The organism is Jingyaoa shaoxingensis (assembly GCF_014385005.1).
Classification (GTDB): domain Bacteria; phylum Bacillota; class Clostridia; order Lachnospirales; family Lachnospiraceae; genus Marvinbryantia; species Marvinbryantia shaoxingensis.
Genome location: NZ_JACRSZ010000001.1, coordinates 91,878 through 106,387, shown reverse-complemented (window position 1 = coordinate 106,387; position 14,510 = coordinate 91,878). Strand labels below are relative to the sequence as shown.

Annotated in this window: 9 protein-coding genes; all 9 read left to right on the top strand. The window is 44.4% G+C overall.

The window, feature by feature from the left end:
* The first annotated feature begins 11 nt into the window (after positions 1-11).
* From H8716_RS00495 to rffA, 9 genes are read left to right on the top strand one after another with little or no spacing between them, the layout of a single operon-like run.
* Positions 12-1,268 carry a CDP-glycerol glycerophosphotransferase family protein gene (locus H8716_RS00495; RefSeq protein ID WP_249306427.1) on the top strand — a complete coding sequence of 419 codons (1,257 nt, stop codon included), beginning with the start codon at positions 12-14 and terminating at the stop codon, positions 1,266-1,268.
* Positions 1,269-1,291: 23 nt separating this feature from the next.
* Positions 1,292-2,218 carry a glycosyltransferase family 2 protein gene (locus tag H8716_RS00490; protein ID WP_249306425.1) on the top strand — a complete coding sequence of 309 codons (927 nt, stop codon included), beginning with the start codon at positions 1,292-1,294 and terminating at the stop codon, positions 2,216-2,218.
* A 33-nt stretch (positions 2,219-2,251) separates the two neighbouring features.
* Complete coding sequence (gene rfbD, locus H8716_RS00485) at positions 2,252-3,166, top strand: dTDP-4-dehydrorhamnose reductase (protein WP_249306424.1); 915 nt, start codon at positions 2,252-2,254, stop codon at positions 3,164-3,166.
* Positions 3,167-3,170: 4 nt separating this feature from the next.
* Positions 3,171-3,980, top strand: a complete 810-nt coding sequence (locus H8716_RS00480) for an ABC transporter permease (protein ID WP_249306422.1) — start codon at positions 3,171-3,173, stop codon at positions 3,978-3,980.
* Positions 3,981-3,993: 13 nt separating this feature from the next.
* A complete protein-coding gene (locus tag H8716_RS00475) occupies positions 3,994-5,247 on the top strand; it encodes an ABC transporter ATP-binding protein (RefSeq protein ID WP_249306420.1) in 1,254 nt (417 codons plus the stop codon).
* Positions 5,248-5,251: 4 nt separating this feature from the next.
* Positions 5,252-9,043 (top strand): glycosyltransferase, encoded by a 3,792-nt coding sequence (locus H8716_RS00470; RefSeq protein WP_249306418.1) that lies wholly within the window; start codon positions 5,252-5,254, stop codon positions 9,041-9,043.
* 10 nt (positions 9,044-9,053) lie between these two features.
* A complete protein-coding gene (locus H8716_RS00465) occupies positions 9,054-10,610 on the top strand; it encodes a glycosyltransferase family 2 protein (RefSeq protein WP_249306416.1) in 1,557 nt (518 codons plus the stop codon).
* An 18-nt stretch (positions 10,611-10,628) separates the two neighbouring features.
* On the top strand, positions 10,629-13,355 hold the full coding sequence (locus H8716_RS00460) for a YfhO family protein (RefSeq protein ID WP_249306414.1): 2,727 nt from the start codon (positions 10,629-10,631) through the stop codon (positions 13,353-13,355).
* A gap of 13 nt (positions 13,356-13,368) precedes the next feature.
* Complete coding sequence (rffA, locus tag H8716_RS00455) at positions 13,369-14,508, top strand: dTDP-4-amino-4,6-dideoxygalactose transaminase (RefSeq protein WP_249306413.1); 1,140 nt, start codon at positions 13,369-13,371, stop codon at positions 14,506-14,508.
* The last annotated feature ends 2 nt before the right edge of the window (positions 14,509-14,510 follow it).

Below are 14,510 nucleotides of genomic sequence, written 5' to 3'. Positions count from 1 at the left end.
GAGAAATTAGAATGGGAACTTTGAAAGATTTTATAAGAAAAACGCCTCTGATTCGAGCATGGAGATTCGCAAAAAAGAAACCACCTCTGAAGCAAATGCGTTCACTGGCAGGAAAGTGGCACCGCTATTATATGCTGAAGATTAAATTGCCGGGAATATACAGAAAGTATGCCAGAAAGCCGGTGGATGAGAAAAAAATAGTGTTTTTTGAGGTGAGACTGGCAGAGCTGACGAACAGCTTTCAGACTTTGTACAAGGCAGTGACAGCAATGAATACCTTTGATGTCCATACACATTTTCTGAGACTGACCTTTGTCAGCAGGAAACAGTATGACAGGAACTGCGTGGAATTTGTAAAGGATATTGCCACTGCAAAATACATTTTTGCAGATGAGGCATCCAATGTATTAAGCTGTGTGCCAATGCGTCCGGAGACCATTGTGACACAGACATGGCACGGATGCGGCGCATTTAAGAAGTTTGGTTTCAGTACTGCAGATCTGATTTTCGGACTGAACAGAGAGCAGCAGCTCAAATATCCGTTTTACAAAAACTATACCTATGTAACCTTAAGCAGTCCGGAAGTGGCATGGGCCTATGAAGAAGCCATGAATCTTTCTGACCGCCCTGAAATCCTGAAAGCGACTGGAATCAGCCGGACAGATGTATTTTTTGATGAAAAGTTTATTGCAAATGCATTTGAAAAACTGCACAGACAGATGCCACAGAGTCAGGGAAAGAAAGTGATCCTTTATGCACCGACCTTCAGGGGAAGGGTGGCACACGGACAGGCACCGGACAAACTGGATATCCGCATGTTTAAAGAAGCACTGGGGGAGGAATATGTTCTGCTGATCAAGCAGCATCCACTGGTACGAGTGCGTCCGGAAGTACCGGAAGACTGCAGAGAGTTTGCCATGGATGTGACAGACAGTATGGCAATTGATGATCTGTTATGTGTGTCTGACATTTGTATTTCTGATTATTCATCTCTGGTATTTGAGTATTCGCTGTTTGAACGGCCAATGATTTTCTTTGCTTATGACAAGGCGGAGTATGATGACTGGAGAGGATTCTATTATAATTATGATGAGATGACACCTGGTCCGATCTGCACGGAGAATGAGGAAATGCTGGATTACATACAGCATTTGGATACCAGATTTGACCGTCAGCAGGTGATCAATTTCAAATACAAATTTATGCGTTCCTGCGATGGACACGCCACAGAGAGAATTCTGGATCTTGTTATGGGGAGACATGAGTAAACCAGAAAGGAGATTATGAAAAAATGAAGCTTTTGTCTGTGGTTCTTCCGGCATACAATGAGGAGAAGATGATCGAAAAAGCAGGAATTGTGATAGGACAGATTCTGGAAGAACAGAAGATACCATATGAAATTGTGTTTGTAGATGACGGATCCAAGGACGGCACCTGGTCAGAGATTGAGCGGACAGCCCAAAAAGATCCGCATATTGCCGGAGTACATTTTTCCAGGAACTTTGGAAAAGAATCTGCAATGTTGGCAGGACTGGCAAATACAAAAGGAGACTGCTGCGTAGTGATGGACTGTGATCTGCAGCATCCACCTGAAACGTTAGTAGAGATGTACCGCTTGTGGGAACAGGGATATGAAGTGGTGGAAGGTGTGAAACACAGCCGTGGAAAAGAGAGCCTGGCGCATAAGGCAAGTGCGGGAATGTTCTATAAACTGATTTCCAAAGCAGTAGGGATTGACATGTCCAGAGCATCTGACTTTAAGCTGCTGGACCGTAAGGCAGTAGATGCACTTCTGGATATGCCGGAGCGTAATGCATTTTTCCGCGCACTGTCTGCGTGGATTGGATATAAGACAACTTCTGTGGAATTCGATGTGAGAGAAAGAGAAGAAGGCGAATCCAAATGGTCCACCAAATCACTGATTCGTTATGCAATTACCAATATCGTATCCTTTTCATCCGCACCGATGCAGTTTGTAACAGGAGCAGGCGTGTTTGTGTTTTTTCTGGCAGTGATTCTGGGAATACAGACACTGATACATTACTTTACAGGTAATGCAGTAGAGGGATTTACTACTGTGATTTTATTGCTGTTACTGATCGGAAGTATTCTGATGATCAGCCTTGGAATTATTGGATATTATATTTCCAAGATCTATGAGGAGGTAAAGGGAAGACCGCGTTATCTCATCTCCAGAAAGATAGACAGTGAAATATAAAAATAAGAAAATAACTGGAAAGGCGAGAGAAAAATGAAGATATTTGTGACAGGTGTGGCAGGACAGCTGGGACATGATGTGATGAATGAACTGAAAAAAAGAGGCTATGAAGGTATTGGAAGTGATGTGGCTGCTGAATATGCCGGAATTCAGGATGGCAGTGCAGTGACGAAGATGGCTTATGTATCTCTGGATATTACAGATAAGGCAGCTGTAGAGAAGATTCTGGAAGAGATTCAGCCGGATGTAGTGGTACACTGTGCAGCATGGACTGCTGTAGATATGGCAGAAGATGATGATAAAGTAGCAAAGGTACGTGCGGTCAATGCAGGCGGAACAGAAAATATTGCTTTGGTCTGCAGGAAGCTGGACTGTAAGATGGTATATATCAGCACAGACTATGTCTTTGATGGACAGGGAGAGACCCCGTGGGATCCGGACTGCAAGGATTACAAACCAATGAATGTATACGGACAGACCAAGCTGGAAGGCGAATTGGCAGTCAGCGGTAATCTGGACAAGTATTTTATCGTACGTATTGCGTGGGTATTCGGTGTGAATGGCAAGAACTTTATTAAGACCATGCTGAATGTGGGAAAGACTCATGATACCGTGAGAGTGGTAAAGGATCAGATCGGTACACCTACTTACACATATGACCTGGCAAGACTCCTGGTCGATATGATCGAGACAGACAAATACGGTTATTATCATGCAACTAACGAGGGAGGATATATTTCCTGGTATGATTTTACCTGCGAGATCTACAGACAGGCAGGTTATGATACAAAAGTAATTCCGGTAACTACAGAAGAATATGGAATGTCTAAGGCAGCACGTCCGTTTAACAGCAGACTGGATAAGAGCAAGCTGGTAAAGAACGGATTCACACCGCTTCCGACCTGGCAGGACGCCCTGATCCGTTACCTGAAGGAAATTCAGGGGTGAATCTATGAAGCAGTTATTTATGATTCCATCGGAACTGTATCAGAACCGGAAACTGATCTGGACACTGGCGAAGAATGATTTTAAAACTAAATATGCCGGATCTTATCTGGGAATCATCTGGGCATTTATACAGCCGGTGGTTACTGTACTGGTTTACTGGTTTGTCTTTGGGGTAGTACGTCAGGGAGCACCGAAAGCCGTACCGTTTGTACTATGGCTGGTGTGTGGGCTGGTGCCGTGGTTCTTTTTTCAGGATGCGCTGGTGCAGGGAACCAATGCACTGATTGAATACAGTTACCTGGTAAAGAAGGTTGTATTTAAGATCAGTATCCTGCCGTTAATTAAGGTGATTTCAGCAGTATTTGTACATGTATTTTTTGTGGCATTTACATTAGTACTGTTTTGCTGCTATGGAAAATTCCCGGATATTTATGCAATACAGCTTCTGTACTACAGCATCTGTGCTTTTGCGCTGGTTCTGTCCATGACCTATATTACCAGTGCTGTGGTTGTATTTTTCAGGGATCTGACCCATTTGATTACCATTCTGCTCCAGATCGGAGTATGGATGACCCCGATTATGTGGGATTTTGTGGATATGGGGATCTCAGAGAATGCATTAGTTGCAAGAATCCTGAAGCTGAATCCCATGTATTACATTGTATCCGGTTACCGGAATGCCCTGGTGGACAAACAGTGGTTCTGGGAGCATCCGGGACAGACCATTTACTTCTGGGCAGTGACAGTAGTACTGTTCCTGTTCGGAACAAGATTATTTAAAAAATTAAAAGTACATTTTGCAGATGTACTGTAGAGGTAGAAAAGATATGAATGATGTGGCCATTTCGGTGGAACACCTGAGCAAACGATACAAGTTATATGACAAACCTTCCGACCGTCTGAAGGAAGCACTGGGAAAGAAAGTCAATGTGCGGGAACATTATGCACTTCGGGATGTGAATTTCCAGATTCAGAAAGGGGAATGCGTAGGCATTATCGGAACCAACGGTTCTGGTAAGTCTACCGTACTGAAGATCATTACCGGTGTAGTGAATCCCACAGAGGGAGAAGTAAAGGTAGATGGAAGAATCTCAGCTCTCCTGGAACTGGGAGCTGGATTCAACATGGAGTATACCGGACTGGAGAATATCTATCTGAATGGAACTATGATTGGATTTTCCAGAGAAGAGATCGATCAGAAGCTGGATGATATTCTGCAGTTTGCAGATATCGGGGACTTTGTATACCAGCCGGTAAAGACGTATTCCAGTGGTATGTTCGTACGTCTTGCGTTTGCAGTGGCTATTAATATTGATCCGGAGATTCTGATTGTGGATGAGGCACTTTCAGTGGGAGATGTGTTCTTTCAGTCAAAGTGTTACCGAAAGTTTGAAGAGTTTAAGAAGATGGGAAAGACCATTGTCTTTGTCAGCCATGATCTTGGGAGCATCAGTCGTTACTGTGACAGAGTCATTCTTTTGAATAAGGGAGTTCTTCTGAATGAAGGAAAACCGAAGGAGATGATTAACCTGTACAAAAAGGTTCTGGTACAGATGGATGGTGACAAAAATAAGGCTGCCAAAGTAGAAAAAGAAGGTGTCTTTGACCGACCTTTCAGCCAGAATCCCAATGTGCTGGAGTATGGCGGATCACAGGCACAGATCGTAGATTTTACCATTGAAGATGAGAATGGAGTACCTGGAAATACCATTGAGAAAATGAGTACTTTCACGATTAAGTACAAGGTTGTTTTCCATGAAGATGTGAATGCACCGATCTATACCTTTACGATCAAGGACCTGAAAGGCACAGAGATCACCGGAACCAACACCATGTATGAGAGAGTTACCATTGAGCCAAAGAAAAAAGGAGACAGCCAGATTATCAGTTTTACCCAGATCATGAATCTGCAGGGCGGGGAATATCTGCTGTCCATTAGCTGCACCGGATACGAGAACGGAGATTTTAATGTATATCACCGCCTGTATGATGTATGCAGTATATCGGTAGTATCTGACAAGAATACTGTGGGATTTTATGATATGGATTCACAGATAACAGTACAGAATTGCGGAGACTGAGAGCATGAAGACTGAGATTGGAAGAGTAGTAATTGAGGATGCGTATGCGGTAAAGGACGATTACGACATCACAGAAGCAGAAAAGAAGCTGGAGGAGATCGTGACAGATTTCCCTGAAACTGAATATAATCACAAAATTGCCCAGGAGAAAAACTGGGCTGTTTTGTTTTCACTTTCCCATATTCGATGGAACGCAGTAGAGTGGCTTCCTGTTGAGAAAAAAGACCGGGTACTGGAGATTGGATCACAGGAAGGTTCGCTGACCGGGATTCTGGCGGAAAAGGCCGGAGCGGTAACCTGCATTGAGCCTTCGACGCAGAAGTGCCGGGTTAATGCGCTGCGTAACCGGGAACGGGAAAATATAGAGATCTATAATGGAGCATACAGGGATGTGGTGCCTCAGCTGGAAGAAAAGTATGACTGGATTTTTATGATAGGTGCTTTTGAAGCTGGAAGAATGCTGATGGACGGTACTGCGCCTTACCGGGATCTTTTGATGAGCGCAAAAGAACTTCTGGCGCCGGGCGGAAGCATCGTGATTGCATCACAGAATCGTCTGGGACTGCGTTACTTTGCAGGATGCAGGGAAGAGTATTCCGGGAAATACTTTGGAGGAATGGAAGGTTACCGTGAAGATGCGCAGAAACGGACATTCTCCAGACCGGAACTGGAAAAGATCATCCGGTCAGCAGGATTGGAAGAGATGCAGTTTTATTATCCTTATCCGGATTATCGACTTCCGATGACGATTTATTCCGATGCACATCTGCCCAAAGTAGGAGAACTATGGGATAATCTGCGCAATTTTGATCGGGAACGCTATCTGATGTTTGATGAGTCCAAAGCCTTTGACCAGATTATTGAGGATGGGCTGTTTCCGGTATTTTCCAATTCCTATCTGGTTGTGATACGGGAGAAAAAAAACGCAGATACAGATGTGAAGCGTACTATTTTTTCCAAGTATTCCAACGAGCGTGCCGCGAAGTTTGCCATCCGTACCGATATACAGATGGATGGTGCAGGCAGACGTTATGCCAGAAAGGTGGCGTGCTATCCGGAGGGAAAGGATCATATTGACCGTCTGGAACACTGGATGGAAGCACTGAATGATGCATATAAGGGCAGTGGCATGACTATGAACCGATGTCGGAGGACAGAAGTGGGGATAGCGATTGATTTCCTTACAGGACAGACGCTGGAAGAACAGATGGATCATTTCCTGCTGGAAGGACAGACAGAAGAAGCAATTGCACTTCTGATGAAGTATATAGAAGTAATTAAGAAATCCGGGAGCTGTGAACAATTCGTTGTGACGGAAGAATTTGAGAAAGTATTTGGGGAGGTATTGCTTCCGGAAGACCTTACATGCGCCAAAGTGACAGATATTGATATGGTGACGGGCAATGTAATCTGCACCGGAGACGGATGGATTCATATGGATTATGAATGGACCTTTGATTTTCCGATTCCGGTGAATTATGTAGTGTTCCGTATTATTCAGAATTATCTTTATGGGAATGTAGAGAGAAGTGCTCTGTACAAGGAACTGCTTTATAAAAAGGCGGGGCTGACCGAACAGGAGATTGCTCAGTATACCTGTATGGAACAGTCCTTCCAAAAGTATATCACAGGAGAACATATACCGCTCCGCTATCTATATGAGGAGATTTCCCCGGGATGCGTGAACTTCCAGGCAGAGGAAGCACACCGTCAGGAGATTGCCCGTGCCAATGCAGAGGCAAATCATGGAATCGAAGTTTTTGTAGATACCTTTGAGATTGCAATGACAGGCATTCATGTGAATGGATGGGCGGTGAGCAAGGCGGATAAACAGGTGCATTTCGCTCTTCTGGATGAGCAGAACCGGAAACTGGATCTGGTAAAAACGGATTATCTTTACCGAAGAGATGTGGCAGAGCGGTTTAAGTTAAGCGGAAAGAGCAGTAAGGCAGGTTTTCGTCTGGAGTTCCGGTTACCGGAACAGGCGCAGAAAAACAGAAAGTTTACATTGCTGGCAAAAGACGGTATCAGTGAAGTGCATTTTCTGATTCCGGTGGAAAAACTGCGTATCAAGCAGAGCAGGATCGGAAAGAAGCTAATGGATCTGCGTGGCGCCAGAGATGTGATCTCGTACATTGCACCTCATGAGATGGGGCTGTTCGGAGAAGGCAAAGCGTATCGCGTGGAAAATCAGCGTTTTGACACCTGGCGTATGGCACACCGGTTTACAGAAGAAGAGCGTGTGCAGCAGGAAAAAGTAACCTTTGTCCGTCAGCCGGAGATTGCCGTGCTGATGCATATCGGTGAAGGAAATGAAAGACTGGCAGAATATACCAGGGAAAGTCTGGAAAAGCAGACATGGAAGAAGTGGAAACTGCTGACTGGCAGAGAAGCACAGAATCTCTCTGGAATGTCCGGGGACTATGTGCTGCTGATGGAAGCAGGCGATACCCTGGAGCCGGGAGCAATGTATGAGATGGTAAAATATCTGAACCAGTATCCGGATACACAGATGTTGTATTCAGATTCTGATAAATGGGATCCACAGAAAAAGGAATATTTTGATCCGCAGTTCAAGCCGGATGACAGTCCGTATACCTTACAGAGTGGAAATTATATTGGGAACAGTATCTGGATAAAAAAAGAACTGGCAGAAAGAGCCGGAGGAATTCATCCGGAATATGGAAGAGCATCTGTGTATGACCTGATTCTCAGGTGCCGGGAACTGGCAGGAAGTATGGCACATATGAGCAGGCTTCTCTATCATCAGAACTGTCCGATGGAAAGAAATCTTGCACAGAGACAGGAACTGGTACGGGAATGGGAAGAAGGAAAACAGGTACTGCAGGATTACTATGCGAAGAAGCAGATTCCGGCGCAGGTGACCTGGGCCAACTATCCTCTGAGATACCGGGTGAAATGGCAGGTACAGGGGAGTCCAAAGATATCGGTTATTATTCCGAACCAGGATCATATCGGAGATCTGGACCAGTGTCTGAGATCCATAGCGAAGAAAAGCACGTATTCCAATTATGAAGTGCTGGTGGTAGAGAACAACAGCAAACGTGCGGATACGTTTGTTTATTATAAAAAAATGCAGGAACGGTATTCGAAGGTACGACTTCTCACATGGGAAAAAGAATTCAATTATTCTGCCATTAACAATTTTGCGGCAAAACAGTCAGAAGGAGAATATCTTATCTTTTTAAATAATGATACCGAGATCCTGACGGAAGACTGGATGGAAGAGATGCTCTCTGTGTGCCAGCAGCCGGATGTGGGCGTGGTAGGATCGAAGCTTTATTATCCAGATGGAACCATTCAGCATGCGGGAGTGATCCTGGGATTGAGCAATATTGCCGGACATCTCTTTGTAAAAGAACCGGGAGATATCAGTGGCTATATGGGACGGGCATGTACCATGCAGAACTTAAGTGCCGTTACAGCAGCCTGCATGATGGTGTCAAGAGAGTGTTTTGAAAAAGTTGCAGGTTTTGAAGAGATTCTCCGGGTTGCCTTAAATGATGTGGACTTTTGTATGAAAGTCCAGAAGATTGGCAAACAGGTAGTATACAATCCGGAAGCAGAATTATATCATTATGAATCCAAGTCAAGGGGTCTGGAAGATACTCCGGAGAAACTGGAACGGTATAACCGGGAAGTGTCTTATTTTCGAAATAGATGGGGAGAGGTGTTGAAAAAGGGAGATCCATATTACAATGTGAATCTTTCCAGAACCACATGGAACTGTACCTTCCGGATTCCGCCAGAGACAGAAAAGAAAGGAAAGGAATAGCGGCAGAATCATGTCAGAGCTGAAAAAAAAACTGGATAAAGGAGTTGCCTATCTGAAGCGGAACGGAATCCGTCAGACATTGATTCGTGCAGGAAGAAAGGCTGCATTGTCCAGGCCTGTAGATTATGAAAAGTGGCTAAAATCTCATAGTGCTGACCGGAGAGAACTGGAACGACAAAGGGCTGCAGAGTTGTGGAAAAGGGTGCCGGTAAGTGCAGTATTGCTTTATGGGACTGCACAGGAAGAACAGCAAAGCCGGGAGAGTCTGATGCAGCAGACATTTGGAGAGATCTCTGTGTATACACAGGATACGTGGAATGCACAAGATATTCAGAAATGTGAGTATATACTGCTGATTCAGGCGGGGGCTGTCTTAAGACCGGAAGCGGTATATCGGCTGGTGACTGTGGCATCAGAAAAGCAGAAGAAGAGCCTTCTGTATACCGATCATGATATACTGGAAAAAAACGGTCATCTGAAAGATCCTTTTTGTAAACCAGATTATGATCCGGTACTTCAAAGCCAGATGAATTATCTGGGACCGGTGCTTTTGGCAGATACAGAGCTTGTAAAAGACCTGAAGCAGGAAGAACAGGAAGAAGTGTGGAGAAAACTGGCTGCGAAAGCAGAACAGATCTGTCATGTACCGGAACTGTTGTATCATATTTCCGAAAAAATGGATCAGGAACTGGAAAGTCCGGTCTGGATCCAGACAGAAAAAGAAATGGTCAGAACAGAGCCGCTGGTGTCTGTCATTATTCCCAATAAAGATCATATGGATGACCTGATCTGCTGCATTGACAGTGTCCTGAAGTCTGGTGGTTATGAACATCTGGAGATCCTGATTGTGGAAAATAACAGTACACAGCCAGAGACATTCCGGGAGTATGAACGGCTGATGGAAAAAGACAGAAGAATTCGTCTTATAACCTGGAAAGGGATGTTTAATTATTCCAGAATTAACAACGATGCTGCCATGGAAGCAAAAGGAGACTACCTGCTGTTTCTGAATAATGACACAAAGATAAAAAAAGTGGGAGCCATAAAAGAACTGGTTCAATGTATTTGTACGACCGCTGCCGGAGCTGTTGGATGCCGTCTGATCTATGGAGATGGTACGATCCAGCATGCAGGTGTAGTACTGGGATATGGCGGTGTGGCAGGTCATGCCTTTGAAGGTATGGCGGAATGTGACTATGCGTGCCAGCGATATGCCCGTATGATCCGACAGATGTCTGCAGTTACGGCAGCCTGCATGCTGGTAAGCCGGGAAGCATTTTGGCAAATCGGGGGATTTACAGAAGAACTGGGTGTGGCTTATAATGACATTGATTTTTGTATGAAACTGCAAAAGCAGGGCTACATGGTTCTGTATGACCCGAAGGCAGAACTGTATCATTATGAATCGCAGACAAGAGGGTTTGAGATGACCGCACAGAAAGCGGAGCGGGTAAAAAGGGAGGCAGATCTTTTCTGCCGGACATGGGAAAAGGAACTGAATAAGGGGGATCGGTTCTATAATCCGAACCTGACACTGGAAAAGTCAGATTTTTCCCTGAAACGATAGCATAACCGGAGGAGCAGCATGACAGCAAAGTATCAGATGAAGAGTGAAGGAAGAGACCGGAATACCATATTGATGAGCTGGTTTCTGATAGGACTGGGATGTCTTTATATTTTCCATATGTATACCATAGGAGATTATACCATCGCATTTTATGATGTGGGTACAGACGGAAAAGACCAGTATATTATGTGGTATAACGGTATTGTGAACAGTATCCGGGACGGGAATTTCTCAGCATGGGATTTCCGTAACGGATTTGGTATGAATACCATGGGGCATCATCTGACGGAGCCGTTTCTGATTCCGATTTACATTCTGGGAGTCATTTTCGGACCGGAACACATTACCTGGTACATGGTCTGGATGGAGATCTTCCGTATTTTTGTGGCAGCCACACTTTGTTACTGGTATCTGTCTGAGTTTGATTTCAGTGAAAGATCCAAACTGATTGCCACAGTGATTTATGCATTTAACAGTTATATGATGGTATGGGGACAGCATTATGCACTGGGAAGCTCCGTGGTATATTTTCCGGCAGTACTTATTTTTGCAGAGCGTGTAGTACGTAAGAAGAAGTTCAGCGTGGGACTCTGCCTGGTATGCTGCATCGCTATGCTCAGCAGCTTTTATCAGGGATATATGTGTATGTTCGGAGGCGGTGCCTATGTATGTGTACGGATCCTGATGCAGGAAAAAGACACCATAAAAGATCGTGGCAGAGCATTCTTGCTGGCAGCGGGAACCATGGTGCTGGGGGTATTGATGTCTGCATGGAGATTTTTCCCCTCTGCAGCAGCACAGGTGGGATCCAGTGAGAGAATGGTATCCCAGGTACCATTATTACAGAGATTGTTTAAGCCACAGCTCTGGCCGATGGCGATCAATAAGACGATTATTTACCGTCTGTTTTCCAGTTGTATACAGGGAAATGGTAATGAGACTTATGTGGGAATGAAGAACTTTTACGAAGATCCGAATTTGTTCTTTTCTACTTTGTTTATTATATTACTGCTTCAGTATCTGGTATGCATCCGCAGACAGCAGGTAAGCAGACGAAGCAAGACGATGCAATACCTGTGTGTGATTTTGTGTGTATCCAGTGTGGTAATTGCCAACATCACTACCTGGTTTAACGGGCTGTATAAGCCGTTTTTCCGACATACCTTCATTTTAATGCCGGTATTTGCCGTGATGGTTTGTCTGGTTCTGGATCGTATACTGATCAGAAAAGAAGTGAGCATACCTGCACTGGCAGCGGCAGCGGTACTGATTACAGCTGTGTATGCGAAGGCATATCAGATCCTGCCGGAACAGCAGTTTAAGGACAATGCCATGTTGCTGTGGATGACCGGTATGGCAATGATTGTACTGATCTGGATGTACTGCAGGAACAAATGGCTGGATGGAAAGAGCATATATCTGCTGCTTACCGCAGTGACTTTTGTGAATGTCGTATCAGATTCTTATCTGTGTTATAATGACCGTATCGCATTATCCAAGAAGAATACAGATTATTATGAAGGAACGTATCATTCCGGAGTGGATGCAGCACTGGACTGGCTGGAAGCCAATGACACCACGTTCTATCGTGTGGAAAAAGATTATTTTACTGCGTCAAGCTGCTTTGATACGCTGGCACAGGACTATCGTGGTATCAGTGCATACAACTCTAATCAGAATGCAGATATTAAGGCATTCGTGGCACAGGTATGGCCACAGATTAACAATGAGAACGATGTGAACCATATTCAGTTCCTTAATGCACTGTGGGACAGTACTTTTGCAGCACTGACAGATGTGAAATACATCTTATCCAGATCGGCGGATATGGATATTGATGGATATGAGCTGATTCATCAAGAAGGTGAAATCAGCATTTATCAAAATACCAGAACACAGTCACTGGGTAAATTTTTCACCAAGACGATTACAGAGGAACAGTATGAGGAATACCGGGACAGCCTGAATACCAGAGCACTTCTGGCAGATACGCTGATTGTCGGTACCGCGGACGACAGCACTTTGACAGATTCTGAAATAAAAACATATGAAAAGAAACAAATCAGTGGTATACTGACAGGTGACATACAGGAAAGATATGAGACTGGTATGTCAGAAGACGGAGAAGAGATTGCAGAACCGATGCAGGTCGAACTGAATCTGGATCAGAACAAACGTGTAGAGTTCCCGTCAGCTATTCTGGAATTCATTATGACTTCAGATGAGAGGAATGTGGTGGAGATACAGATCAATGACGGATACAGTCATGAATATGTACACAACTGGGATACACCGAGAAAAGTGCATATTGAACTGCCGGAAAATGCGAAAAAAGTAACTCTTACCGTGAAGAATCCAAAAGGATCCATCAGGATTGATCAGATTCAGGTATACGGACTGGAAAAAGAACCGGAATTTTCAGATCTGGCAGAGATTACAGTGGATGCACCGAAAAAAGACAGTTATCTGACAGGTCATATCAGTGCTTCCCTGGATGGATATGTTATGCTGGCGGTTCCGAATGAAGCCGGATGGAGTGTGGAACTCAACGGAGAAAAGCAGGAACTTTCTAACGGAGATTATGGATTCATCAGTTTCCCGGTAAAAGCAGGGGAATATGATATGGAAGTGATATTTACAGCACCGCTGCTTCATGTGGGCATACTGGTCAGTGTATGCAGTACACTGGTATTTGCCGGTATCGTTGTGAACATCAGATACAAGAAGAAAAAGGAAAAAGTATAAGGAGAATAAAGGGATGATTGATTTTAATGTAGCACCTTTTACGGGAAAAGAAACCGAATATATGCAGCAGGCGATTGCCAATGGCAAGCTTTGCGGAGATGGTCCGTTTACAAAAAAATGTTCTGCATGGATGAAGGAACATTTTCAGGCAAACCACTGCCTGCTGACTACATCCTGCACTCATGCGCTGGAGATGGCAGCTTATCTGTGTGATATCCAGCCGGGAGATGAGGTGATTATGCCTGCATATACCTTTGTATCCACTGCGGATGCTTTTGTACTGCGGGGAGCGAAGATCGTCTTTGTAGACATCAATCCAAAGACCATGAATATAGATGAAACATTGATTGAGGATGCGATTACTGACAGGACAAAAGCAATTGTACCGGTACACTATGCAGGAGTTTCCTGCGCTATGGATGAGATCCTGGAGATTGCCAGAAAACACAATCTGCTGGTAGTGGAAGATGCAGCCCAGGGTGTGAATGCATGGTACAAGGGAAAAGCACTGGGAACTATCGGAGATTTTGGATGTTACAGTTTTCATGAGACAAAGAACTATACCATGGGAGAGGGCGGTGCGCTTCTGTTCCAGGAAGAAAAATATCAGGAAAAGGCTGAGATTTTAAGAGAAAAAGGAACGGACCGCAGCAAGTTCTTCCGTGGCCAGGTAGATAAGTATACCTGGGTAGATTTCGGATCTTCTTATCTGCCAAGTGATCTGAATGCAGCATACCTGTATGCACAGCTGGAGATGGCAAAAGAGATCAATGACAAGCGTATGTCCATCTGGAATCTGTACAATGAAGTCTTAGCTGAACTGGAAGAAAAACATGTGGTGGAGCGCCCGTTTGTACCGGATTATGCGGTACATAATGCACATATGTATTATCTGAAACTGAAGGATCTGGAAACCAGAACCGCATTCATCCGTTATATGAAGGAAAACGGAGTACAGTGCGTCTTTCATTATATTCCACTTCATACTGCAACAGCAGGTAAGAAGTTCGGAAGATTCCATGGGGAAGATATCTATACTACAAAAGAAAGTGAACGTCTGGTACGTCTGCCAATGTACTATAATCTGGATTTGTCCCAGGCACAGCAGGTGGCAGATCTTGTTCGTAAGTTCCCTGGATATAAGGAAATATAAGT